Below are 25,247 nucleotides of genomic sequence, written 5' to 3'. Positions count from 1 at the left end.
GCTTGTTGTAGGGACGCAATGCTTGCGTCCGTGGACACACGCAGTGTGTCCCTACATAAGAGGAAAAATTTATGAGCAAAGAAATCAAAACCCAAGTGGTTGTACTTGGTGCTGGTCCAGCTGGTTATTCAGCAGCATTCCGTTGTGCGGATTTAGGTTTAGAGACCGTATTAGTTGAACGTTATTCAACATTAGGTGGGGTTTGCTTAAACGTAGGTTGTATCCCATCTAAAGCGTTATTACACGTAGCAAAAGTGATCGAAGAAGCAAAACACGCAGAGAAAAATGGTATCTTCTTTGCTGAACCAACGATTGATTTAGATAAAGTTCGCGCGGGTAAAGATGCAGTAGTAGCTAAATTAACCGGCGGTTTAGCGGGTATGGCAAAAGCACGTAAAGTAACGGTTGTAGAAGGCTTAGCAGCATTTACTGATCCAAATACTTTAGTTGCTCGTGATCGTGATGGTAACCCAACTACTATTAAATTTGATAATGCGATTATCGCAGCAGGTTCTCGCCCAATTCAATTACCATTTATTCCACACGAAGATCCACGTATTTGGGATTCAACAGATGCACTTAAATTAAAAGAAGTGCCGAAAAAACTACTTATCATGGGCGGCGGTATCATCGGTTTAGAGATGGGTACAGTTTACCACGCATTAGGCTCAGAAATCGAAGTGGTTGAGATGTTTGACCAAGTAATTCCAGCAGCAGATAAAGATGTGGTTGGAATCTATACCAAACAGATCGAGAAGAAATTTAAGTTAATGCTTGAAACGAAAGTAACTGCAGTAGAAGCAAAAGATGATGGTATCTATGTTTCTATGGAAGGTAAAGCATGTAACGATACTAAACGTTATGATGCTGTACTTGTTGCTATCGGTCGTGTACCAAACGGTAAATTGATTGATGCAGGTAAAGCAGGTGTAAATGTTGATGATCGTGGTTTCATTGCAGTTGATAAACAAATGCGTACAAATGTACCTCACATCTTTGCTATCGGCGATATCGTTGGTCAGCCAATGTTAGCACACAAAGGTGTTCACGAAGGACACGTTGCTGCAGAAGTGATTGCAGGACAAAAACACTACTTTGATCCAAAAGTAATCCCTTCAATTGCTTACACTGAGCCGGAAGTTGCTTGGGTAGGTAAAACAGAGAAAGAGTGTAAACAAGAAGGCTTAAACTACGAAGTGGCAAAATTCCCTTGGGCTGCTTCAGGTCGTGCGATTGCTTCTGAATGTTCAGAAGGTATGACGAAGTTAATCTTTGATAAAGACACGCATCGTTTACTTGGTGGCGCTATTGTTGGTGCAAATGGTGGCGAATTATTAGGCGAAATCGGTCTTGCCATCGAAATGGGTTGTGATGCTGAAGATATCGCATTAACGATTCATGCTCACCCAACTCTACACGAATCAGTGGGCTTAGCAGCGGAAGTATTTGAAGGTTCAATCACTGACCTTCCAAATGCTAAGGCGAAAAAACGCTAATTTAGCTTTATAACAATATAATTTCAAAGCGGCTTTCTTATAAAAAGCCGCTTTTTGTTTTTTTTGAATCTGAAAAAGATAATTTTTGTTATAAAAAGCATTAAAAAAAGTTTTCAAAAGTAAAAAAATAGTTACAATGCAGAAAGTTGTCAATTTTAGCTATTAACAGAGGTCTTATATGGATTCAATTGTTTCGGGTTTTGAAGCTCTGCTTACATGGGTAGTTAATACGATTGATGGACCACTTTGGGACATTACTATCTTACTACTTCTTGGTACGGGGTTATTTTTCACAATTACAACAGGATTAGTGCAACTTCGCCTATTACCTCAAAGTTTGCGTGAAATGTGGGGCGGGCGAGCTGCAGAGGGTAGTTCTTTAACACCTTTCCAAGCATTTACAACAGGTTTGGCAAGCCGTGTTGGTGTAGGTAATATCGGTGGGGTAGCTACAGCTATCGCACTTGGTGGACCGGGGGCAGTATTTTGGATGTGGATTACTGCATTGATGGGAATGAGCTCCGCATTTGCAGAATCTTCATTAGCACAGTTGTATAAAACAAAAGATCCAAACGGTATGTTCCGTGGTGGGCCGGCGTATTATATTACACGTGGTTTAAAATGTAAGCCTTTAGCCATTGCATTTGCATTAACGCTGATTTTTACGTTTGGTTTTGCATTCAATGCAGTACAGTCAAACTCAATCGTGGCAGCAACAAGAAAAGCATGGGAATGGAATGCGGAATATGTAGGAATTATTCTTGTCATTTTAACCGCTGCTATTATTTCTGGTGGAGTAAAGCGCATTGGGCAAGTTTCAGCGAAAGTGGTTCCTACTATGGCGTTGTTTTATTTAATTATCGCCGTGATCATTTTAGGTATGAATATTGAGCGTGTACCGGCGATTTTAGCGATGATTATTGATAGCGCCTTCGATTTCTCTGCCGCAGCAGGGGGAATGTTTGGAACATTAGTTTCTAAAACCATGTTAATGGGGATTAAACGTGGTTTATTTTCTAATGAAGCAGGTATGGGGTCAGCACCTAACTCTGCAGCGACATCAGATGCAAAACATCCGGCAAGCCAAGGTTTAATTCAGATGCTAGGCGTATTTGTTGATACGATCGTGGTTTGTACTTGTACCGCTGTCATTATTTTAATGTCAGATAACTACGGTAATGAGACTTTAAAAGGCGTTGAATTAACCCAAGTTGCATTACAGTATCATTTAGGCGAATTTGGCTTACACTTCTTAGCCTTTATCTTATTATTATTCTGCTATACCTCAATTATTGGTAACTATGCTTATGCAGAAACGAATATTCGTTATATCAAAAATAAAGCATGGTTTGTGTGGGGATTCCGTGCAGTTGTTTTATTCTTTGTCTATTTTGGTGCGGTACGAGATGGTGGTATTGTATGGGCATTTGCCGATACGGTCATGGCATCAATGGCGGTAATTAACCTGATTGCTATTTTGATTCTTTCTCCACTCGTTTGGCGTATTTTGAAGGACTACATACGCCAAATTAAAGCAAATCAAGAACCGATTTTCAGAATCGAAGAACACCAAGACCTTATTCATAAAGGTGTTGATCCTTTGGTTTGGAAGTCACAGAAGTCAGAATAATGGTATTATGCAAAATTGTATAACATTGAAATTGTTTATAGGGGGAATTGCATTCGCCCTGATGTTCTAGCAATTGTTTTGGGGCAAATATGATTTGCCCCTACAATTTATTTGTCTCCTCTGCATAATACCAAATCTCCCTTATCATTTCGTTTGATTAAACCAACTCACGTAATCAAATTGATCGTAAAATTTTCTACCGTCTAATCCAACATACTCAAATAAATCACCAACCTGTTTTTCTTGTTCAAATCCTGAAATGTAAAATGCAGAAGCAAATTCAGGATAAGGCTTATGGGTAAATACGACTTTATTCTTAAATGGCAAGCGGTCAAATTCTTGCAAATTTTGGTAAGTGCAACCATCTCGATCTGTCATCATAATAAAGAGATTTTCTTTATTGATTCTTTGGCTACGTGCCTGCCATTTGCTTTTAGCTTCCTCTTCTGAGTGGTAGTGCATAAAGTGAATCGTAATATCTTTTAAAATACCAACAGGGTAGGATTTATCGCTTTTGATAAACACAAGTTCTTCATTCATATATTGATCAAGATGCTTTAAGTATTGAATAAAATCATTCGGCGTTAAATAAAGATTCACAAAAGGTGAGCGGAATTGCTCCCCTAAATCATGCAGAATAAAAGCACCATTACAGTTGCTCGAAATAACAGACATGGAATGATTTGCCAATCTCTGTTGATTTCGTTGGTTAATACGTTTGCGATAAAAATGATTAATTAATTTTTTTATTCTTGAAAACATAATAAATCCTAGTTTTTATATGAAGTTAATTCTTCCAACTCTTCAATAGCCGCTAAACATCGCATTTTGCGATATTCTGTTTCATCAATTTGATATTTGAGTTGTTGATATTCATCATGATGAGAAGCATTGAGTTGCTTTTCTACCAACCAACTTATTTTATCATTTAATGCCCGCAATGCTTTACGATACTCAATTAAGCGTTTTTCAGGGCTTAAAGCATGAACATTCTTAGGAAAGTGATAAGCGGATCGAAAAGCGGTTTCTCTCGGTTTTTCTTTAGAGAGTACAGCAACAGCTTTATTTAATGCATCAAATTGGCGGAGCAATTTTTCAGCATAAATTTCCGCATATTCAGGTTGATTTTGTTGTTGTAATAAATGAACAGATTGCTTGATTTCTTCCACAAATTGACTAACAAGCGCCCCTTCTTTTGTAAAATATCCTCCGGATACGACCGCTTGTTGTGTTAAAAAAGGTTCAAATTTTTTTAAAAGTTGTTCGATATGTTGGCTAAAATTCTTCATTTTTAGAGATAAATTAAGATTTATTACCTATTATAACGGGCATGAAAAGGCTTTCCAAACAGAAAATTTGTTCATAAAGTGAGCGTAAAATAAAGTAAATGTTAAAAATGTGAGATATGTCACAAAAAAAATACAAAAAAACAAGGAACTTTATTTAGAATCAATAACATATAAATAAAGTCTTATTTTTCAATGGGTTATGTTTGTTGTTTTTATGGAGTATAACGCTAAAAATTTCTGAAATATTATTTTATTTCTTCATTGTTTTTTTGTAACTTATTGATTTTGAATGATAAATCACGCTCTGAGGAGAAAAGGTTGAACTATTGACAGAATATAGCCTTTTTGCCATTATAACTACGCAAAAAACATTTACTCGAATTTACAGAACTAAATGTTTGCGTTTTTTTTAAAGAAATGTTCTTTAATAGTAAAGAACATCCATACTAAAAATCAACCTCCATAGATAGGTGAACATTATGAAAAAAACATTAGTTGCATTATCAGTAGCTGCATTCGCAGCATCAGCAAACGCGGTAACAGTATTAGACGCTGAAGGTACCAAAGTAGATTTCGAAGGTTCTTTACGTTTAATTATGGAAAAAACAAACGAGAAAACTAAAGCAGCAGATGGTACATTAGTGTCAAAAGCTAGCGAGTCAAAATTACGTAATGCTGGCTCTCGTTTTGGTGTAAAAGTAAAACATCAATTAGGTGAAGATTTCTATGCATTAGGCCGTGTTGAGTTCCGTTTTAACAAAAACAATAAGGATGATCAATTTGGTGATTTATATGCTCACCGAGCTTATGTAGGTTTAGGTAGCAAACAATTTGGTGAGATTGCATTTGGTCGTCAAGTAACAATTGCAGATGATTTAAGCCAAACTAACGATTATGAATATGGTTTAATTCCAAAAGGTGACTATATCCCAACTTCTGGTACACAAGTAGTACGTTACGACTATCGTGGTATTGAAGGTTTACAATTAAGTGCGAACTATAACTTCAATGAAAATGATGATCCACTATTAAATAATGGCGCAGTAAAAAATGCTATCGGTGTAGGTGCATTATATAGTGTTGGTGATGCAGATGTTCGTTTCGCGTATGGCCATACTAACTATGAAACAAATTCTGCAATTAAACATCGTAAGGATGGCTATTTAGCGTCAGCAAGCTATGCATTTGGCGATTTCACTGTAATCGGTGATTTCGGTTATGCACATGAGAAAGTTGGTGACTCAAAACTTAATAAATTCTATGTATCCCCAGGTTTCAAATATCAAGTTGTTCCAACATCAAGCGTGTATGGTAACTACTTATATGAGCGTGTGAAAACTAAAGATACAAGCAAAGAAAAAACTCACGGTTTCTTACTTGGTGTTGATTACAAATTCCACAAACAAGTGGTTGCATTCGTAGAAGGTAAAGTTGTTCAAACTAAAGCGTACAACAAAGTTAATAATGGTTATGAATACGCAGAAAAAACAACTGATAAAGCTATCGGTGTAGGTATGCGTGTTTACTGGTAATCCGGTAATATAACTCGTTAAATAATCCCCCAGTCAGAAATGATTGGGGGATTTTTTAGGTATATAGCTAAGATAACTACTTATTGAAATATAGGTCAATAAAGAATCTTCTTATTTAAAAAAGTTGCTAAGAATAGTTGTGTTCATTAGCAACCATTTTGCTTAAGGATTTAGCGAAAATTCTTTATCCGTAGAGCTATAACGAATGCCAGAATGTGAACCTTCAGCACCGTTAAAATAAATATTTTTAGACTGAGAGCAAGCAGTAATAGTTAATACACCAAGAAGCAATAAAACAATTTTTTTCATATGGACACCTATAAGATAAAAAGAGCCTCATTATAGAGATTTCTTTTCTATTTGCAAAATTTTCCCCAAAATTGACCGCTTGCTTATGCTAAAATTCTCGCAAATTTTCAGACTAGGATTTTTCAATGAACAAGCAAGGCAAACCTTTTATTCTCCATTCCCCCTTCAAACCCTCAGGCGACCAACCGACTGCGATTGCCAAATTAGTCGAGGGATTGAATGATGGCTTGGCACATCAAACCTTGCTAGGCGTAACGGGATCAGGCAAAACCTTTACCATTGCTAATGTAATTGCGACTTTAAACCGTCCAGCAATGGTGCTTGCCCCAAACAAAACCCTTGCGGCACAGCTTTATGCCGAGATGAAAGCCTTTTTCCCTGAAAATGCGGTGGAGTATTTCGTTTCCTACTATGATTACTATCAGCCTGAAGCCTATGTGCCTGCCAGCGATACTTTTATTGAAAAAGATGCCTCTATTAATGAGCAGATCGAACAGATGCGACTGTCTGCCACCAAATCTTTTTTAGAAAGACGGGATACGATTGTAGTCGCATCGGTGTCGGCAATTTACGGCTTGGGGGATGTGGATGCTTATATGCAGATGATGTTACATCTGCAAGTGGGCGAAATGATCGACCAACGCAAAATTCTCTCTCGTCTTGCTGAATTACAATACACTCGCAACGATCAAGCTTTTCAGCGTGCGACTTTCCGTGTGCGTGGTGAAGTGATTGATATTTTCCCTGCCGAATCGGACGATGTTGCTTTGCGTGTGGAACTGTTTGATGATGAAATCGAAAATCTGTCCTTATTCGATCCGCTCACAGGACATAGTTTAGGGCGTGTTCCCCGTTATACGATTTACCCGAAAACCCACTACGTTACACCGAGAGAGCGGATTTTAGAAGCGATTGAGCAGATCAAAGAAGAGCTTGCCGAGCGTCGAACTTACTTTATCAAAGAGAATAAATTACTCGAAGAACAGCGGATCGCCCAGCGTACCCAGTTTGACATTGAGATGATGAACGAGTTGGGCTACTGCTCAGGTATTGAAAACTACTCACGTTATTTATCGGGCAGAAAAGAGGGCGAACCGCCACCGACCTTGTTTGACTATATGCCGTCAGACGGCTTGCTGATTATTGATGAGTCCCACGTTACCGTGCCACAAATCGGCGGTATGTTTAGGGGCGACCGAGCAAGAAAAGAAACTTTGGTGCAATACGGTTTCCGCTTGCCATCTGCTTTAGACAACCGTCCGTTGCGTTTTGAAGAGTTTGAACGCTTATCGCCACAGACAATCTATGTATCGGCAACCCCTGGACCTTACGAATTAGAGAAAAATCCTGATGTAATCGACCAAGTGGTTCGTCCAACTGGCTTGTTAGATCCGATTATCGAAGTTCGCCCCGTGGCAACGCAAGTTGATGATTTATTATCGGAAATTCATAAGCGTGTGGCGGTAGATGAACGAGTGCTAGTCACAACGCTGACCAAAAAAATGGCGGAAGATTTAACCGACTACCTCGATGAACACGGCGTGCGAGTGCGTTATCTACACAGCGACATCGATACAGTCGAGCGGGTCGAAATTATCCACGATTTACGAATGGGAATGTTTGATGTGTTAGTTGGGATCAACTTGTTGCGAGAAGGCTTGGATATGCCCGAAGTATCGCTGGTGGCGATTTTAGATGCCGACAAAGAGGGCTTTTTACGTTCTGAACGTTCTTTAATTCAAACCATCGGACGTGCGGCACGAAATCTCAACGGCAAAGCAATTTTATACGGCGACCGCATTACCAACTCAATGCAAAAAGCGATCACAGAAACCGAACGCCGCCGAGAGAAGCAGCAAAAATACAACGAAGAACACGGCATTGTGCCACAAGCGTTGAACAAAAAAGTTGGCGAGTTGTTGGATATTGGGCAGACAGATAAACCAAAACGAAGTAAAAAATCTGCAAAATCAACCGATAATCAGACCGCTTACATTCCAAAATCTCGTAAAGAGTTAGAAAAAGAACTGAAAGTGCTTGAACAACAGATGCGAGATTTTGCTAAAGATCTTGAGTTTGAAAAAGCGGCTGCGGTGAGGGATAAGATTGGGGTGTTAAAGGCGGTATTACTAGAGGTTTAGAAGGCTATCAAATTACTTTATCAGCAACCTGAATTTCTAGTTTAATTTACGATGCTATCGTAAATTAAACTAGTTTTTTCTTTACTTACACGTTAATTTTTAGTTTAATTTACGATAACATCTTAAATTAAACTAACTTTTGCCTATGAATTTCTACTCTCGTCAAATGAAACCGTTGTTGCAAACGGTGATTAAACAGTTTCCAGCGGTGTTGATTACCGGCCCAAGACAAGTTGGGAAATCGACATTGTTACAACATATTAGTGAGGATTATCAATATGTGACCTTTGATGATCCGATGCTGTTATCAATGGCTCGTAACGATCCGACCTTGTTTATGCTTAACCATTCGGGCAAGTTAATTTTGGACGAGGTGCAATATGTGCCGGAGCTATTTTCAAGTCTAAAACTGGCTATTGATAAACAGAAAACTGCCGGGCTTTATCTGCTTTCTGGCTCGCAGGCATTTGAGTTAATGCAAAATGTGACGGAGACATTAGCAGGGCGAATTGCAGTGTTAAAACTGCAAGGTTTTTCGTTGCGTGAAATTCAGCGGATTGAGTTTTATCAACCCTTTGTCCCGAATTTAGATTATCTTACCGCTCGTGAAAAACATTTCCAACCCATTGAAAATATTTGGAAAATTATTCATCAAGGCTATATGCCTCGTCTGTATGAACAAGAGATGAACTGGGAAATTTATTATGCCTCTTATGTTTCAACCTACATTGAACGAGATGTACGATCCTTAACGAATATCTCAAATATCAGTGATTTCACTCGCTTTATGGTCGCTATTGCAGCGCGTAGTGGCGAGCTGTTAAATTACAGCAATGTGGCACAAGAAGTTGGTGTATCGGTGGATACGATTAAGCGTTGGACAACGATTTTAGAAACCTCAGGCATTATTTATTTGCTTAAACCATACAGCAATAATCATTTAAAACGGGCGATTAAAACACCGAAGGTTTATATGTTGGATACTGGTTTGATGGCGTGGCTAACAAAATGGCTAACGCCTGAAACCATTCAACAAGGGGCAAAAAGCGGTCAATTTTTTGAAACTTTTGTGGTTAGCGAAATTATTAAATCGTTCTATAACAGTGGTATTGAACCGCCTCTGTATTTTTATCGAGATACCAATCAAAAAGAGATCGATTTATTGATTGAGTACGACAGAACAATCTACCCCGTAGAAATCAAAACCACCGCAAGCCCAGATAAAAAAATGGCAAAAGCCTTCGGTATTTTGAAAGATAATTTGCCTGAAGAAGAAATCAAAATCGGTAATGGTGTAATTATCAACCAGTATCCACAGAAATTATGGCTGGCGGAAGATTTAGTTGCTTTGCCGATTTGGGCGATTTAGCGGATTACTCTTCTAATAAAAAAATGCCTTGAGGATTAAATTGCAACCCATATTGTGAGCGAGCATCTTGGTAATCTTCTAGCTTTGCATGAATGGTAAGAGGCTGATTTTGCCATTCTGCAATAATTTCCCAATGGCTTCCCATATAAACGGCGTGGCGGATTTGGCAGCTGTTTTCTGCAAAATGAGGCGTTAATTTGACCGCTTCCGGGCGGATACCGAGAAGGCATTTTCCTGAAAAATTTGACCAAGGTGTATGATGAAGGAGTGTCAGAATTGTCTGCCCAATTTGGACTTGATCCCCTACCTTATGGGCTTCAAAAAGGCTTGCCTCACCCATAAACTTTGCCATAAAAGCATTTTTAGGGTGGCGATAGAGTGTCGCTGGCGAACCTTGTTGGATGATTTTTCCTTCTTTCATAACCACAATTTCATCTGATACGGCAAATGCTTCAGCCTGATCATGGGTAACGTACAGCGCTGTCATTTGCAATTGCAGTTGAAGTTCTCGAATTTTTTCTCGCATCATACGGCGTAAGTTTGCATCGAGATTACTTAGTGGCTCATCAAACAATAACACTTTCGGCTTTAAAATGAGCGCTCGTGCGAGAGCGACTCGTTGTTGTTGTCCGCCCGAGAGTTGATCAACAGTACGAGATTCAAAGCCACTTAAATCGACTAATTCGAGTGCTTCTTTTACTCGAACTTTGCGTTCTGCTTGAGATATGCCTTGCATTTTTAAGCTATATTCAACGTTTTCGCCAATAGTTAAATGTGGGAAAAGGGCATAGGATTGAAACACAATGCCAATATCACGCTCTTGTGGAGGCGTTGAGGTGATTTCGTGATTTTCGAGAAAAATTTGACCGCTTGTTGGTTGTTCTAACCCTGCAATTAAACGCAAAATAGTCGTTTTACCGCAGCCGGAAGGACCGAGTAAGGTTGTCATAGAACCTTGCTTTAAGGTTAAATTGAAATCCTGAATAATATGAGATTTCCCAAATGACTTATGGAGATTTTTTAAGACTAAGAATTCACTCTTCATTTTAACCTTTACGATAGATCAATTTATTAAATCCGAAAATAACAGCCATCATGACTAAAATCAGTGTAGAACCATAAGCAACAGCTAAGCCATAATCGCCATCTTCAACCCTGCTTAAAATATAAGATGTCGCAACTTGGGTATTTGGGGTAACCAAGAAAATAATTGCACTAATTGTTGTCATTGAGCGCACGAAGCTCGTTACCAATGCTGACAATAAAGCGGGTTTGAGCAATGGTAGCACGATAAAACGGAAAGTATCAAATGCACTGCCTTTGAGTGTGAGAGAAGCTTCCTCGAGAGATTTGTCGATCTGTGCTAACCCAGCCATTGCTGAACGCATACCGATTGGCATATTACGAGTTACCATAGATAAAACAATGATGATACTTGTTCCTGTTAAATAAAATGGTGCGTTATTAAATGCCATCACATAAGAGAGCCCTGCCACCGTCCCCGGCACCGCAAAGCAGAGGAGCGTAAGGAACTCAAAATATTTTTTCCCTTTAAACGGCTTGCGAGCTGTAAGGTAGGCTATCAATAAACCGATGATAGCAGTAATCGGCGCAGCACAAAGAGCAAAAGTAACTGTATGAATAAGTGAAGGGAAACCGCCAAAATTGATGCCTTGCCCAAATAGACGAAGATAGTGTTTGAGGGTAAAGCTGTGATCAACACCCCAATTCACCACAACACTACCAAAGAAAATCGAACCATATAAAACGGCATTAAATAGAACCCAAATTACTAAAATGCAAATGATCAGTTTTTTTAGACCGCTTGCAAGGGGAGTATAATTTGTTTGATTTCCCTTTCCGGATACCGTTGTATAAGCCCGTTTTCCGATCCACCAGTATTGAATTAAAAAGCAGAGCAGAGAGAAACTAAGAAGAATAAATCCCATGGTGCTGGCAGCAGCATAGTTAGGTTGTGCGCCAACGATATAAAAATAGATTTGCCCAGCAAGTACTTCGTAATTTCCACCTAAAACGAAAGGCGTACTGAAGTCAGCTAGGGATTGAACAAAAGTAATTAAAAATGCATTACCTAATGCTGGTTTTAGTAGAGGAAAAAGTACAAACCGGAACGTTTGATGTGCTGATCCTTTTAAACTATAACTGGCTTCTTCGAATTGAGCAGGAATGTATTTTAATGCGCCTTCGATGACCATAAATGCCATTGGAGTTAATGCAAGGGTATGCGAAATCAGAATACCATTAAAGCCGTAAAGCCAATTCTTACTGACACCAAAATACTCGACAAGAATTTGGGTGATATAACCTGTTCTACCCATCAATAGTACGACACCAAGCCCAACAACGAACGGGGGAGTAACAATCGGTAAGATTGAAAAGAGTTTTCCTAAAAATTGCGTTTTCTTTGCAATTCGAGTGGTGTAAAGGGCTAAGCAAAGCCCGAGTGATGTTGAAAGTAAGCCAACAGAAGCTGAAACACGAAGTGAGTTCCAAATCGTATTTAGTAAATGCGATTGAAGAAAGACCTGTTTTACAGATTGCAGAGAATAAGTGCCGTCTTCATAAAACAAATGGCTAAAAATCGCCAGTGAAGGGTATAAAATAAAAACAAGTAAAAGAATAAAAACGGCGAGCAATGAACCAATGATAAAGCGTTCACCTTGCATGGCGCGCAATTGGGCTAGGGCTTCAACCGTGAGCATAAAAAGGGACAAAAACAGAAAGAGAACGGCATATCCCAAGCGTATTTGACAAAATGTGGCAGAAAGTAAAATAAAACTTGTGATGCCAATAAGAGCATAAAGGCGATTTTTAGGCGACTTTACCCATGGTATAGTAAGAAAACCGCCAAACCATGCCCAACTGAGATTGATTTCATGCCATCCCATTGCAGCAAGCCATTCTTGGCTTGTTGAGCCCCATAAGCCATAGTGCAATGCTTGAGTAGGCAATGCAATAAAAGCAATGACCGGCAAGATAAGCCAAAGCGGGGAACGAGTAGAAAATAGATGCATGAATTGATAAAAATGTAAGCGGTTAAATTTCCCAAAAATATTGCGAATTCTAGCAAAAATTTAACCGCTTGCGTGAAGGTTCTTGTCTATTTTGTTAATTTATCAGCAAGTTTGACCTCTTCAACCCATTTGTTTATGAGGCGTTTACCTTCTTCACTTGAGCCAAATTTTTCAAAATCATATTCTACAAGGTTAAGTGTTTCAGGTTTTGGCAATTTTGAAGAGGCCTCCGCATTGATGACGGTCGGCATTTGGTATAAACCATGATCACGCCAAGTTAGCTCTTGAATTTCTTTTGTTAAAACAAAATCAGCAAATAATTTTGCATTTTCTAAATTGCGTGCATTTTTGACGATACTTGAACCACCAAGCGCATAGCCAACTTTTCCTTCAGGAAGAACATATTCAATCGGGTTTCCTTTTTCTTTTTCTGTGGCATAGGCATGAATAAAGCCGATGCTCTCTGCAATTTCGCCTCTCACTAAGTTGGAGGTTACAAGATTGCTTTTGGGATATTGAGAAATGTTAGCGTCTAATTTTTTTAAGTATTCAAAGGCTTTTTCTTCTCCCCAAAGTGAAATAAGGGTCGCCATAACAGTAAATGTTGTGCCGGAAGAACGAGGATCGGGGATTTGGATCTCGCCTTGAAGTTTAGAGTTAAGTAAATCATCCCAAGTTTTTGGCATTTCTAACCCCAATGTTTTTAATTTTTCTGTATTGATACCCATGCCAAGAACGAGCATGTAAATAATGGAGGTATATTCTCCTTTTTTAGAAGCGGTTAGGTTTTTAAATTGAGGAAGGATATTTGCTTGATTTGCTGGACGAAATGGTTCAAGAAGGCCGAGATCTGCGGCTTGGAAATGAGGTTCAATCGTGCCACCATACCAAACATCTGCTTGAGGATTATCTTTTTCAGCTTTGAGTTTACCTAAAATCGTTCCTGTGCTGGCATGAATAAAAGAAGTCTCGACATCATATTTCTTTGCAAAACGTTGAGCAACGTCTTCACACACTTCGTTCTGTACGGTGCAATAAATATTTAAACGACCTTCTGCTAATGCTGGATTTGACAGCAATAAAGGTGTTGCTACGCTGAGCCCCCAGAGCACTTTTTTAAGTTGTTTTTGCATATGATTTCCTTATGTTTTTTTGAAAGAAAGTGGAGGGAATGTATCATATCGATAATATCTGTCAAGAATAAACGTTATTCTGCTTGGAATGATATTTAAATAGTCAAAATGAATTTTTTTTAGGCGGTTAGCAAAAAAAATCATTTTTCCGTTTGACAGCAGGGCTAAAATCCGTAAAATGCACCTCGTTGTTTAGCGCAACGCTCCAAATGCGGGAATAGCTCAGTTGGTAGAGCACGACCTTGCCAAGGTCGGGGTCGCGAGTTCAAGCCTCGTTTCCCGCTCCATTTTATCTTTTCAATGGCGTGTTAGCAAAGCGGTTATGCACTGGATTGCAAATCCATGTAGCTCGGTTCGACTCCGGGACACGCCTCCATTAAGTCATCTAATTAACTCTAAGTAAATCTAAATAAGTCTAAAAAATCTAGTATTTTCAAACCGTTTGTATAAAATCGAACTCTAATTAACTCTTATAAAATTTAGTTACATCTAAAATTTTTAGCAGGTGTTTTGGAGGTGTGTTTGTGGCTCCATTCTCTTAGACTTTTCCAAGTTTGGTAGTCACAATCGTGACCATAAGTAACAATATGGGACGTTGAACCTTTAATTAGGTTGCTGTCTTCCGTCCATTGTTCGATTTGTTGGATAAGTTGTTTCATTTGGTTTCTCCATAAAATAAAACCGCCCATAAAGAGCGGTCTGATTTTGTTAATTATTCACTTTTGTTGCGTTCAATCAATTTATATTGACGTAAGAACGCTTAGGCAGCAAAAGCAACTGCAATACCTAAAACAAACATTGTATTTATTCCTATGATCATATATTGAGACATATAATTGAACCTTCACAAACGGCAAAGCACTTTGGTGTTATTGTGGTTGGTAGTACACCATTCCATTTTTCTGCGGCGGTAAGCTCCACTAACTGTCGATTTTCTTTCAATGCCTCGCCTTTTACTCGAATTGTTGCCGCCTCTGCCTCGCCAGCTTTCTTAACCCAGCCCGCAGCAGGATTAGGCTCTGCAAATTCTTGTGCTCGTAAAGTCTTATGCTCATAATCAATCATTGCATCAACTTTGCGAGCATTAAGCTCATCTGCCAGCAAATAGCCATTGGAGTCATCTACATACCATCCTCCTTGCTCATCTCGTCCGTCTGCAGGGTAGAAACGCCCATAGGGAGTAAGATGGATACGACCATTTACTTCATCTAAAGCAATTTCAAAACTGCAAGCAATTGGAGTTAATTTCATTGAGCGTCCTCAAAGTTCTTCTTGAGGATTACAGCATAAGAGATTGAGAGGGGGTGAAATAGCCGAGTGGCTTCAACAGGGGAGATAAAGGAATAAAAATGAAAAACAAGAAAGGATAAATAGCATAACCCATTTTAAAACGCTTTAAAACCGCTTTAAATCATTTTAAAAAATCGCAATCGGAAAATGACACCAACTTAAAATAAAACGCCCTTAGCGTGTTTCTAGGGCGTTATTTTAGATTTTTATGCTTAATCAATGATTTTTTGAAAATAATCTTGAATATCCTCCAAAATATCATCTTCCTCCTCGGGGGTTAAAAGAAGGAAAGGGCGGGCAGGAATATCCACTTTTTTATTTCGTCCAGCCTTACCACCAAATTGATGAATAGCAGCATAAGGCTCGTTTGTACCGACCATTGCTTGATCGTTATCGTACTCACTCGTGATACTGTTCATTAAATTTTCAGTATCCACCAAAGGATTACCATCACGGTATTTTAAGCCTTGCCAAGGAGGGCGACCACCAACCTCAAAATTTTGCAACACACCCGCTTCCATTGCACCTGCAATACGACGCATTAACGGTGCGCGCTTTTTAGTGGCTTGTGATAGTTTTTGCAATATACCGGCAATCCGCTCAGCATTATTTAATTCAATTTCAATCATATTTTATTGATTTCGTAACTAAAAGGGCTTATATTCTTACTAGCCACTAGAAAAGCGATGAATCTCGACGATCGCAAGCGAAGAGGTGAAATAGACTCGGGACTGTGTGCAGGTGATTTCGAGCCCTGCCTAGTGGCTTTATTTAATTACCTCATTATCCTTCATCATTTTTTGAATTTCTTTCGAGTTTGCTCGTCTAAACGATTCCATAAATAATTCATTTTCAGAAATAAGATGCTTCGTAACTGACATAAACCACTCACCGTCAATTTTTTTGAAGTGATAGAGTTTATAAATGTTGTCGCTAGATTTTAGTCTAAAAATATGCTCCGCATCAAAATATAAATCCGGTAAAAAAGCATAATCATCTATCCCAAAGTCTTGACCCTCACGACTGTTAATCTGTTTCACTAAACTCTCATCTGAAAACCATACTGTGCGAGTATTTAGCTCCATCAAATTAGCATCTGACTTAGGAATAACACCGGCTGCAAATTTAAAATTTTGGGAAATAACGCCTTCAATATGATGTAAGATTTTAGTATCGTTAATTTTACCTTCAATTCCTAATGCTTTCTTAGCGTCATAAAATTGCTTCTCAAATTTAACATAGTCTTGTTTAAATTCCCCCCCTCTCATTTCCGCCTTCGCAAATTGATGAGCAACCTTTTCGGGATACAAATCTAAGTTAGGGCGATAGGTTAAACGCCCCACATTATAATCAAACCCTTTATCGGTCACTCGCACAGAGCCATCAGGTAATTTAAAGCCAACGGTTTTTTCCGTATTGCCGAGTTTATCCTTCGGACGTTCAATCTCTACTAAAAACTCTCTACTGTCGCCCACCTCTAACTCACGGCGTTTTAATGTTCGGGCATCTAAAGCAATAACCGTACAACGACAATTAAAGCCGTTCGGCGGATAAAACGTTGCCCAAAACGGATCATCATAACGATACACACGCCCATTTAAGGCTTGATGAGCCGGACGAGTGCGAGCATCGCCCACCGCCGAATAAAGCCAATAAGGGCGATTATCCACATTATCCATATAACGCTGATAACGTGCTGCCGAATAAGCCTGCTGCATATTAACACGGTAAATCGTATTTAAGCGGCGAGGCGTGCCAAAATGCTCGCCTGTTTTCGGGTCGGCAAGCAATGTGCCATCAATACCTCGGCTAACGTATATCAGGTAACTAAGCTGATATTTGGCGGAGGGAACAGAAAACGGTTTTAATATACATTCAGGTTTTTCCATCTTCAAAACCTTAAAAATCCATGGCTCATCACCAACCTGTCATTTACACTTGCGGTTTAACAGGTTACATAGACTACTCACTTCCCTTACGGGCTTAGTTTCTTTATGCGATTATCCCTATGCCGACTATCAACAAAGCTGGGGTAGACTTAGGCGAAAACACGAGCGGAACAAACGGCAGAGAGAACCTTTATAGAAGAATTTAAAAAAGCAATAAAATAGCCTTGAAATTTTGGCGGTAAGTTGTTATACCTTAGATTAAGATAATATGATTTTTAAGGAGAAAATCTAATGCTACTAGACCACATTAAATTTTTTATCAAAATTGGGTTTATTATTATCTCTCCTGCGGTCGTTCTATATATCATTGCGACTATTTAATAAAATAGGATGGGTAACGGCTGGTATTATCTTTTTTATCTTTGTATGCGTTACTGTTATAGAAATCATTATTCAACAACGAAAAACACAACTAACCGAAGAAGACAAACGATACAATGAGAGAATGTTAAAATTACGACAAGAAGTACAACGCCCAATTATTCAAGCTAAATTAGAAAAACAAGAGAATGGACCTATTGATTTAGGTACAATCGCAACAGGGAAAGTAACATGGACAAGTGAAGATGGAAAAGTAAAAGACCTATTTAACATCAATGTAAACTTAAAAATAAAATAACCAAATTAACGCACCTAGGCTGATCCCCGAAAGCAAGAAACTTTAACCCCGACAGTTACCGTATAATTCAGAATTTGATTTGCTAAATTTATGATTCGATGCAACGTATCATTAAAGCCTTTTTCATTTAAGGGCTTAACAGCCTCAATCAATATAGGTGGAGTGATTTTAGTTACAGGATAATGACCTAGCACAGGAAATAAATGCTTTTCTAACCTTAACCAATTCTTTTCCATTGTTAGCGGTTCTACTTCAGTTTGATATTTTAACCGCCAATTTTCCGTCACCTTGTAAAAGGTATTTGATAAATTTTGCAGTTGAGCAAGCTCTTGCTCTTTTCTATGAATCTGCGGATCGATTCCTTGAGCCAATAAAGCACTCCACTCATCTCTTATTCCTCTTGCTTGTGTCAAAATCTGGATAAGTGCCAATGCCTAAATTTGTTCGTTTAGGAGGGGTAGAGTAAGGCTTATAGTAATTAAATAGCCATGATTTTAAGCCATTGGATTTTACTCTTAAAAATAGCCCTTGCCCGTCCATAAGGCTGTAATCCTTATCTTTAGGTTTTGCTCTTTCTACTTCTGTATTAGTTAAAGGTTTGGTAATTCTCGCCATAATTTAGGACCTTAGGAACACAATTATTTATGAACATGAAAAATAAAAATGCTGTAAGCCTTATCTATCAAGGCTTTCAGGATTTTTAGGAACACGGAATTTTTACTATTATAACCCGTGTTCCTAAACGTGTTCCTAAAATTTGCGGTTAAATACGAAAAAAGACGGTGGAAAACGATAGCTAAAAGACACAAAAAAGCCCTTGAAACGTTGTGTATCAAGGGCTTTGCGAAAGGTTGCGTTAAGTTACGCAAGGAATATTGGTGCGACTAGCTGGACTCGAACCAGTGACCCCCACCATGTCAAGGTGGTGCTCTAACCAACTGAGCTATAGTCGCTTTAACGTTTTTTATTATAGTTTAACAGATTAAATATGCAAGAGGCATATTGTTATATTAGTATAATAATACAGCAATCATTTAACTAATTGTTCGTTTCTTATGCTTTTTTTACTTTTAGGTGTGCAACTTTATGCGCACGATAAATAGCGTTAATGGCGTGAACCAATGCTCGAGCTGATGATTCAACAATATCGGTAGCTAAACCAACACCGTGGAATTTACGACCTTCGTGTTCCACCACAATATCTACTTGTCCTAATGCTTCAGCACCTTCGCCCTTAGCGGTTAGGTTATAGTGCGACATTTTTAAGTCTAAGCCGGTAATTTTTAAGATACTATTAAATACGGCATCTACCGGGCCATTACCGCCATTTGATACCTGACTTAATTTCACGCCATCAAGCTCAACTTGAACGAAGGCAGAAGCAGGTAAGGTGCTGATAGTCTGTGAAGTAATCACATCTAATTTTAAGCGATCTTCATCGCCGGCTTGCATATCAATGAAGGCGAGAGCTTCAAGGTCGTAGTCAAAGACTTGCCCTTTTTTATCCGCTAATTCTAAGAAAGCGGTATAGAGTTTGTCTAAGTCATAATCGTTATCTTGGTAGCCCATTTCAGCCATATGGTTGCGTACCGCAGCACGTCCTGAGCGAGCGGTTAGATTTAATTTCTCTTTCTTCAAACCAATCGTTTCAGGCGACATAATCTCGTAGGTGTTTTTATTTTTTACCATACCATCTTGGTGAATACCCGATGAATGTGCAAAAGCATTAGCGCCCACAATCGCTTTATTTGGTTGAATTGGCATATTACAAAGTTGGCTGACCATTTGGCTTACACGATGAATTTCCTGGGTATTGATACGAGTATCTAAGCCGTTGAACATATCTTGGCGGGTCTTAATTGCCATTACCACTTCTTCTAATGCGGTATTACCGGCACGTTCACCAATGCCGTTAATGGTACATTCAATTTGTCGTGCACCATTTAATACAGCGGTAAGAGAGTTTGCAGTTGCCATACCTAAATCATTATGACAGTGAACCGAAATGACCGCTTTATCGATATTCGGTACACGGTTCATTACATCTGCAATAATGCCGCCATATTGAGTTGGTAAACAATAACCTACAGTGTCCGGAATGTTCACCGTGGTTGCGCCTGCTTTAATCGCTGCTTCAACAATACGGCAGATATTATCAATACCGGTACGACCTGCATCTTCACAAGAAAATTCCACATCATCGGTATAACCTCTCGCACGTTTAACAGCGTGGATAGCCATTTCTACCACATCGTCAAATGAACGTTTTAGCTTAGCTTCCACGTGTAAGGCAGAGGTTGCAATAAAAGTATGAATACGGAATGCTTCAGCAACTTTTAATGCTTCAGCTGCAACATCAATATCTTTATCAACGGCACGAGATAAAGCACAAACGCGGCTGTTTTTAATATTTTGAGCAATGGTTTTGACCGATTCAAAATCACCGGCAGAAGAAACAGGGAAACCCACTTCCATCACATCAACACCTAAGCGTTCTAACGCAAGTGCAATTTGTAGTTTTTCTTTTACGGTTAAACTCGCTTTAAGGGCTTGTTCGCCATCACGAAGCGTGGTATCGAAAATAATGATATTGTTTTTGTTCATAATCAGTTCCTCATAGAATTAGTTCTATTATCCTCTTTTTAACGGATAAAAAAACCCGCAAGAAATATGCGGGCTAAAGTTTGGATAGTGAACAGACTTTCTTCAGATAACCTTAGTCCTCGCATAAAAAATACGATAACAGAGATAATCGGAGTGAAAGTTGTTTTTCCATTGTGTTGTGTGTGTGTTTATGTTTGCATTGTTATTCGGTAATGGCATTATCATAACTTCAAATGGAGTAATGTCAATAGAATTTTTCACTTTGCGCAAACGTTTACTTGTGCAAAATTTATTTTGTTTTAGATGGATATTTTGTTTATTTCTTATTTTGTGGTTTTAAAAGCTGATGACTTGCTCTGCAGCCAGAGAAAAGAAAACGATTTAGTCAAAAAGAAGTTTTTTACGCTTTATTTTCAATTGCGTGAAATTTGTGCTGTTTTGATTTTGGTTATAAATATCGGCTATTTTCTTTGCGGAGAAAAATGAAATTTGGTAGCCTTACGACAATATTTTTCACTAGGGAAGAAAATCAGATGAATGTACCTTTTCGCGCGATTATTTCAGATTTAGATGGAACACTATTAAATGGTGATCATAAAATTGGTCAGTTTACGATAGAAACGCTCAGTAAATTATCTCAAAAAGGGGTTGATATTTATTTTGCAACGGGAAGAAATTTACCGGACGTAAAACATATCATTAGTAAAGTAGATGTAAAAGAAGCGATGTTAGTGACCTCTAATGGGGCGAGAGCCAATTTCTTGTCAGGCGAGCGAGTGATTAGTCATTATTTACCTGAAACGTTAGCTTTTGAGTTGATGAATTTGCCTTTTGATCCAACTAAAGTTTGTGTGAATAGTTATCAGGGCGATGAATGGTTTATCAATATTGATTTAGAGCAGCTCAAAAAATACCATAAAGATTCCGGATTTAGCTATCAGGTTGTGGATTTTAGCAAACATCATGGTAAGCAAACAGAAAAAGTCTTTTTTATCGGGAAAACCTTAGCCGATTTGCAACCGCTTGAGCAGAAAATTCGTGAAACCTATGGCAATGATGTTTATGTCGTTTATTCTACGCCACAATGTTTAGAAGTGATGAATAAAAATGTTTCTAAAGCGAATGCATTAAGTGAATTAACACAACGCCGAGGTTATAGCTTAAAAGATTGTATTGTCTTCGGGGACGGAATGAACGACTTTGAAATGTTAAGTCAAGCGGGAAAAGGCTGTATTATGGGAAATGCCGATCCACGCTTGAAAGCGTTGCTCCCACAGCATGAAATTATTGGGAATCATAAGCATGAAGCCGTTGCGAGCTATTTGCGTGCCATCATGGGGATTATTTAGCATTTCGGTTATATTCCGTTCGTTATGAACAAATTTGCAAATAAGCGGTCAAATATAACCGCTTATTCTTAATTTAAAGATGATGTATAAACAATGAAACTGAAATTAAAACCCCTTATTCTTATTTTAGCTTTAGGCGCTGGTATTGGCGGCTACTTTTATATCAATAAAACGGAAGACGCTAATCAAGTTCACTATATTACAGAGCCGGTAAAACGTACAACGATTGATAAAAATGTACTCGCCACAGGTTCAGTTAGAGCAAGCCAAAGAACGGAAGTTGGTGCACAAGTTTCGGGTAAGATCATTAGTTTGAATGTTAAGCTTGGACAAGCGGTTAAAAAAGGCGATTTAATTGCAGAAATTGATGCGAGTAACCAAAGCAATAGTTTGAGTACAGCAGAGGCGAGTTTAGCATCTTATCAGGCTAAATTGAAATCAGCGCAAGTAGCATTAGAAGTTGCGCAATCTAACTATACTCGTTTAAGTAAACTATATAAATCGGATAGCGCTTCATTAAGCGATCTTGAAACGGCTAAAAATACGTTAGCTTCAGCAAAAGCAACTGTTGATGAAGTGAAATCGCAAATTCAAACTGCGCAAATATCGGTTAATGATGCGAAAACAAATTTGAACTACACACAGATTATCTCGCCAATGGATGGGATTATTGTCTCGGTTCCGGTGTCTGTGGGGCAAACGGTAAACTCTAATCAAACATCGCCAACAATTGTGCAGGTTGCAGATTTATCGAAGATGTTGATAAAACTGGAGATTTCAGAGGGCGATATTGCTCAGGTACAAGAGGGGCAAGAGATTCGCTTTACAACACTCGCAGAGCCTGATCGTACTTATCAAAGTAAGATCGATACTGTTGATCCGGCTTTAACCACATTGACGGATAATAATTACACAGAAGAGTCGGGAAATACCGAAGCGATCTATTATTACGCGAATGCATTAGTTGATAACGCAGATAATCGTTTACGAATCGGAATGACTGTACAAGGGCAAGTGAATATTGCAAAACGAGAGAATGTTTTAGTTGTACCAACTTCAACTTTGAAAAAGAAAGGTAATAAAACAACCATTCAAGTGCTGAATAATAATCAAGTGGAAGAAAAAGAAATCCAAACCGGGTTATCTGACAGCCAATATACAGAAGTGATTTCTGGTATAAACGAAGGAGAGCAAGTTGTTGTTACTCAACGAGCAGATAGCGAAAAAGTGAGTAGCGAGCCTCGCCGCCGTATGTTCTAACTCACTCCAAAATGGCTAACAAAATCATGTTTTGTTAGCCATTTTCATGAGCTATTTAATCGCAATCATAGAACCAAAATTAAAGCATTGGAACCATAATTCAACTTGTTGGAATCCAGCCTCTTTTAAGCGTTCTTTATGCGTTTCAATACTATCTGTTAGCATTACGTTTTCTAATGCTGTTCGTTTTTGACTGACTTCTAATTCGCTGTATCCATTCGCACGCTTGAAAGTATGATGTAGATCGATGAGTAATTCATTCATGGTCTCATTTTCAAATGTGAACTTTTCAGAAAGCACAAGAATGCCATGAGGGTTTAATCCTTGGTAGATTTTCTGCAATAACGCAAGGCGATCTGCTCGTGGTAAAAATTGTAGTGTGAAATTTAGCACCACCATAGAGGCATTTTTGATCTCAATATGGCGAATATCATCACAAAGAATTTCTACAGGGACCTCTGAATGATAAGCGTTGATATGCGTTCTACAGCGTTCAACCATCGGTTGAGAGTTATCAATACCAATAATGCGTGTATTGGAGCTATTGATGTTACGGCGAATAGAGAGAATACCTGCGCCACGAGAGCAGCCAAGATCGTAAATGTTTGAGTTTTCGGTTACGAAACGTTGTGCAAGCATACCAATAGCGGTAATAATGTTTGAGTAGCCGGGTACTGATCGTTGAATCATATCAGGGAAGACCTCTGCCACGGATTCATCAAAGGTAAAATCGCCCAATTTTTCAATAGGGGCAGAGAAAATCGTATCTTTATTCATTTTTTATTCCTTATCTAAAAATTTCTGAATGGCTCGAGCGACAGTTTCAGGCTTTTCCGCATGCACCCAATGTTGAGCATTCGCTACCACAAATGAGGTTGCTTTAGGGAATTGCGCTAAAATGGTAGCACTGTCTTTTGATTGAATATAATCGGATAATCCGCCTTTGATAAATAAAGTGGGTTTATCAAAAAAGACATCTTGCCATCCCATCAGATTTTCATAATTTTGTTTAATTGCTGTGAGATTAAAGCGGAAATAATCTGGCTTTTGAGGATCAAAAGCTTTTAGCATAAATTGCTGTTCGCCTTCATTTTGTACGTATTGTTCAAGTACTTTTTTAGCTTCTTGACGTGTAGCCGGCTTAGCCGCTTTGATAGCAAAAAGCCCTGCAAAATTATTATTATGGCGATGAGTAGGGTTTTGGGTTGGTGCAATATCAATGACTACTAATTTTGCGACTAAATCGGGGGCGATATGCGCAAGCGTCATGGCGGTTTTCCCTCCCATAGAATGACCGATAACAATAACTTGAGAAAGGTTAAGAGATGCTAAAAGAGATTTTAGGTCTTCAGCCATTAAACGGTAGTTCATTTCATCATGATGAAATGATGCACCATGATTTCGTAAATCAACGCGTAGAATGTTAAATTGGTCAGCAAATGCACGAGCAATAATGCCTAAATTATTTAAATCGCCAAATAAACCATGTAGAAAGACCATCGTTTGGGCGTGAGGATTAGCTGTTGCCGGTTGAAATTGATAGTTTAAAAGTAAGTTTGAATCCATAAGAATAATTTTTATGTGTTGATCAAATTGATCTGTAAAAAGATCTTTAACTTGTATTATAATGCCTAGAATTATTTTCAACAGTAAAAATCGAGTAAAATTAAGAGGATAAGATGAAAACCATTGAAGTTGATGAGGAATTATATCATTACATAGCGAGCCGAACACAATCAATTGGCGAAAGTGCATCTGATATTTTACGCCGTTTATTACGTTTGCCGTCATCGCCTCAACCGTTTGTTTTGGTTCAACAAAATACGATTGATGAATTAAAAGAATCAGTGAAACCAAAAGGTAAGCATAAAAAAGAAGATCCGATTGAAAAGGCTAAACATGAAGTTGAAATGGTTCTGGCTTCAGAAACGTTCGTGAATGAAACAAAGCATGTTGTTCGATTCTTAGCATTACTTTCTGCGTTATATAAAGCACATCCAGAAGGTTTCTCATCTGCGACAACAGTCGTAACGGGGAATGAGCGTACATATTTTGCAAGAGAGGAAGCTGCATTATTAAGCCATGGTAATAGTGTAAAAGCAAAACAAATCCCTCACTCACCATTTTGGGTTGTAACGAATAACAATACACAACGCAAAGGTTTGATCATTACTCATGTAATGAAAGTGATGGGTTTGCCATCATCTGTTATTGATCAAGTAAAAACATTCTTTTCTTAATT

General features: G+C 38.5%; 22 protein-coding genes, 3 tRNA genes and 1 pseudogene. 11 read left to right on the top strand and 15 right to left on the bottom strand.

The window, feature by feature from the left end; translation table 11 throughout:
- Window positions 1-71 precede the first annotated feature (71 nt).
- Complete coding sequence (lpdA, locus tag AM305_RS03760) at window positions 72-1,496, top strand: dihydrolipoyl dehydrogenase (RefSeq protein ID WP_005823288.1); 1,425 nt, start codon at window positions 72-74, stop codon at window positions 1,494-1,496.
- 178 nt (window positions 1,497-1,674) lie between these two features.
- Complete coding sequence (locus tag AM305_RS03755) at window positions 1,675-3,126, top strand: alanine/glycine:cation symporter family protein (protein WP_005823286.1); 1,452 nt, start codon at window positions 1,675-1,677, stop codon at window positions 3,124-3,126.
- Between the two features lie 144 nt (window positions 3,127-3,270).
- Here AM305_RS03755 and AM305_RS03750 read toward each other — a convergent pair whose 3' ends face one another.
- A complete protein-coding gene (locus AM305_RS03750; RefSeq protein WP_005823284.1) occupies window positions 3,271-3,888 on the bottom strand; it encodes a DUF1919 domain-containing protein in 618 nt (205 codons plus the stop codon).
- Window positions 3,889-3,896: 8 nt separating this feature from the next.
- Window positions 3,897-4,415 carry a primosomal replication protein PriC gene (gene priC / locus AM305_RS03745; RefSeq protein WP_005823283.1) on the bottom strand — a complete coding sequence of 173 codons (519 nt, stop codon included), beginning with the start codon at window positions 4,413-4,415 and terminating at the stop codon, window positions 3,897-3,899.
- 479 nt (window positions 4,416-4,894) lie between these two features.
- On the opposite strand from priC, the gene AM305_RS03740 reads away from it, so the two are divergent.
- The gene (locus AM305_RS03740) at window positions 4,895-5,947 is read left to right on the top strand and encodes a porin (protein ID WP_005823281.1); all 1,053 of its coding nucleotides are present in this window, start codon (window positions 4,895-4,897) and stop codon (window positions 5,945-5,947) included.
- 162 nt (window positions 5,948-6,109) lie between these two features.
- Here AM305_RS03740 and AM305_RS12535 read toward each other — a convergent pair whose 3' ends face one another.
- Window positions 6,110-6,256, bottom strand: coding sequence for a hypothetical protein (locus tag AM305_RS12535; protein WP_005823279.1), 147 nt, complete (start codon window positions 6,254-6,256; stop codon window positions 6,110-6,112).
- A 125-nt stretch (window positions 6,257-6,381) separates the two neighbouring features.
- On the opposite strand from AM305_RS12535, the gene uvrB reads away from it, so the two are divergent.
- Together uvrB and AM305_RS03730 are read left to right on the top strand one after the other, a co-directional pair.
- The gene (gene uvrB / locus AM305_RS03735) at window positions 6,382-8,397 is read left to right on the top strand and encodes an excinuclease ABC subunit UvrB (protein WP_005823277.1); all 2,016 of its coding nucleotides are present in this window, start codon (window positions 6,382-6,384) and stop codon (window positions 8,395-8,397) included.
- 145 nt (window positions 8,398-8,542) lie between these two features.
- The gene (locus AM305_RS03730; protein ID WP_035293849.1) at window positions 8,543-9,766 is read left to right on the top strand and encodes an ATP-binding protein; all 1,224 of its coding nucleotides are present in this window, start codon (window positions 8,543-8,545) and stop codon (window positions 9,764-9,766) included.
- 4 nt (window positions 9,767-9,770) lie between these two features.
- Here AM305_RS03730 and fbpC read toward each other — a convergent pair whose 3' ends face one another.
- The 3 genes from fbpC to AM305_RS03715 all read right to left on the bottom strand — a co-directional run bounded on the left by fbpC (window position 9,771) and on the right by AM305_RS03715 (window position 13,934).
- On the bottom strand, window positions 9,771-10,811 hold the full coding sequence (fbpC, locus tag AM305_RS03725; RefSeq protein ID WP_005823274.1) for a ferric ABC transporter ATP-binding protein: 1,041 nt from the start codon (window positions 10,809-10,811) through the stop codon (window positions 9,771-9,773).
- A gap of 1 nt (window position 10,812) precedes the next feature.
- Window positions 10,813-12,801, bottom strand: a complete 1,989-nt coding sequence (locus AM305_RS03720; protein ID WP_035293846.1) for an ABC transporter permease — start codon at window positions 12,799-12,801, stop codon at window positions 10,813-10,815.
- Between the two features lie 86 nt (window positions 12,802-12,887).
- Window positions 12,888-13,934 carry an ABC transporter substrate-binding protein gene (locus AM305_RS03715; RefSeq protein WP_005823271.1) on the bottom strand — a complete coding sequence of 349 codons (1,047 nt, stop codon included), beginning with the start codon at window positions 13,932-13,934 and terminating at the stop codon, window positions 12,888-12,890.
- 211 nt (window positions 13,935-14,145) lie between these two features.
- On the opposite strand from AM305_RS03715, the gene AM305_RS03710 reads away from it, so the two are divergent.
- Both AM305_RS03710 and AM305_RS03705 read left to right on the top strand, forming a co-directional pair.
- Window positions 14,146-14,221, top strand: a tRNA-Gly gene (locus AM305_RS03710).
- A 15-nt stretch (window positions 14,222-14,236) separates the two neighbouring features.
- Window positions 14,237-14,310: transfer RNA gene (locus AM305_RS03705), tRNA-Cys, on the top strand.
- A 103-nt stretch (window positions 14,311-14,413) separates the two neighbouring features.
- On the opposite strand, the gene AM305_RS12425 is transcribed toward AM305_RS03705, so the two are convergent.
- The 4 genes from AM305_RS12425 to AM305_RS03685 all read right to left on the bottom strand — a co-directional run bounded on the left by AM305_RS12425 (window position 14,414) and on the right by AM305_RS03685 (window position 17,113).
- On the bottom strand, window positions 14,414-14,593 hold the full coding sequence (locus AM305_RS12425; protein WP_005823270.1) for a nucleoside triphosphate pyrophosphohydrolase family protein: 180 nt from the start codon (window positions 14,591-14,593) through the stop codon (window positions 14,414-14,416).
- A 157-nt stretch (window positions 14,594-14,750) separates the two neighbouring features.
- Entirely contained in the window at window positions 14,751-15,185 is a 435-nt protein-coding gene (locus AM305_RS03695; protein ID WP_005823268.1) for a phage protease, read from the bottom strand.
- A gap of 251 nt (window positions 15,186-15,436) precedes the next feature.
- A complete protein-coding gene (locus AM305_RS03690) occupies window positions 15,437-15,853 on the bottom strand; it encodes a phage virion morphogenesis protein (protein WP_005823266.1) in 417 nt (138 codons plus the stop codon).
- Between the two features lie 138 nt (window positions 15,854-15,991).
- Entirely contained in the window at window positions 15,992-17,113 is a 1,122-nt protein-coding gene (locus AM305_RS03685) for a phage minor head protein (RefSeq protein WP_005823265.1), read from the bottom strand.
- Between the two features lie 505 nt (window positions 17,114-17,618).
- On the opposite strand from AM305_RS03685, the gene AM305_RS12420 reads away from it, so the two are divergent.
- Complete coding sequence (locus AM305_RS12420; RefSeq protein WP_005823263.1) at window positions 17,619-17,792, top strand: hypothetical protein; 174 nt, start codon at window positions 17,619-17,621, stop codon at window positions 17,790-17,792.
- Window positions 17,793-17,836: 44 nt separating this feature from the next.
- On the opposite strand, the pseudogene AM305_RS11970 reads toward AM305_RS12420, so the two are convergent.
- The 3 genes and pseudogenes from AM305_RS11970 to leuA all read right to left on the bottom strand — a co-directional run.
- Window positions 17,837-18,407 (bottom strand): annotated as a pseudogene (locus tag AM305_RS11970) (integrase arm-type DNA-binding domain-containing protein); the annotation flags it as partial.
- A 261-nt stretch (window positions 18,408-18,668) separates the two neighbouring features.
- Window positions 18,669-18,745 (bottom strand) — tRNA-Val (locus AM305_RS03675).
- 100 nt (window positions 18,746-18,845) lie between these two features.
- Complete coding sequence (gene leuA / locus AM305_RS03670; RefSeq protein WP_005823258.1) at window positions 18,846-20,396, bottom strand: 2-isopropylmalate synthase; 1,551 nt, start codon at window positions 20,394-20,396, stop codon at window positions 18,846-18,848.
- 533 nt (window positions 20,397-20,929) lie between these two features.
- Between leuA and AM305_RS03660 the strand changes: the two genes are divergently transcribed.
- Both AM305_RS03660 and AM305_RS03655 read left to right on the top strand, forming a co-directional pair.
- The gene (locus AM305_RS03660; RefSeq protein ID WP_005823255.1) at window positions 20,930-21,745 is read left to right on the top strand and encodes a Cof-type HAD-IIB family hydrolase; all 816 of its coding nucleotides are present in this window, start codon (window positions 20,930-20,932) and stop codon (window positions 21,743-21,745) included.
- A gap of 93 nt (window positions 21,746-21,838) precedes the next feature.
- Complete coding sequence (locus AM305_RS03655) at window positions 21,839-23,005, top strand: efflux RND transporter periplasmic adaptor subunit (protein ID WP_005823254.1); 1,167 nt, start codon at window positions 21,839-21,841, stop codon at window positions 23,003-23,005.
- A 51-nt stretch (window positions 23,006-23,056) separates the two neighbouring features.
- Here the strand turns inward: AM305_RS03655 and cmoA are convergent, their stop codons facing one another.
- Both cmoA and AM305_RS03645 read right to left on the bottom strand, forming a co-directional pair.
- On the bottom strand, window positions 23,057-23,782 hold the full coding sequence (cmoA, locus tag AM305_RS03650) for a carboxy-S-adenosyl-L-methionine synthase CmoA (RefSeq protein ID WP_005823253.1): 726 nt from the start codon (window positions 23,780-23,782) through the stop codon (window positions 23,057-23,059).
- Window positions 23,783-23,785: 3 nt separating this feature from the next.
- A complete protein-coding gene (locus AM305_RS03645; RefSeq protein WP_005823251.1) occupies window positions 23,786-24,571 on the bottom strand; it encodes an alpha/beta fold hydrolase in 786 nt (261 codons plus the stop codon).
- Window positions 24,572-24,684: 113 nt separating this feature from the next.
- On the opposite strand from AM305_RS03645, the gene seqA reads away from it, so the two are divergent.
- A complete protein-coding gene (seqA, locus tag AM305_RS03640; RefSeq protein ID WP_005823249.1) occupies window positions 24,685-25,245 on the top strand; it encodes a replication initiation negative regulator SeqA in 561 nt (186 codons plus the stop codon).
- Window positions 25,246-25,247: the final 2 nt, after the last annotated feature.

The organism is Actinobacillus minor NM305 (assembly GCF_000175195.1).
Lineage (GTDB): Bacteria > Pseudomonadota > Gammaproteobacteria > Enterobacterales > Pasteurellaceae > Haemophilus_A > Haemophilus_A minor.
This window is presented reverse-complemented; position numbering and strand designations above follow the sequence as displayed.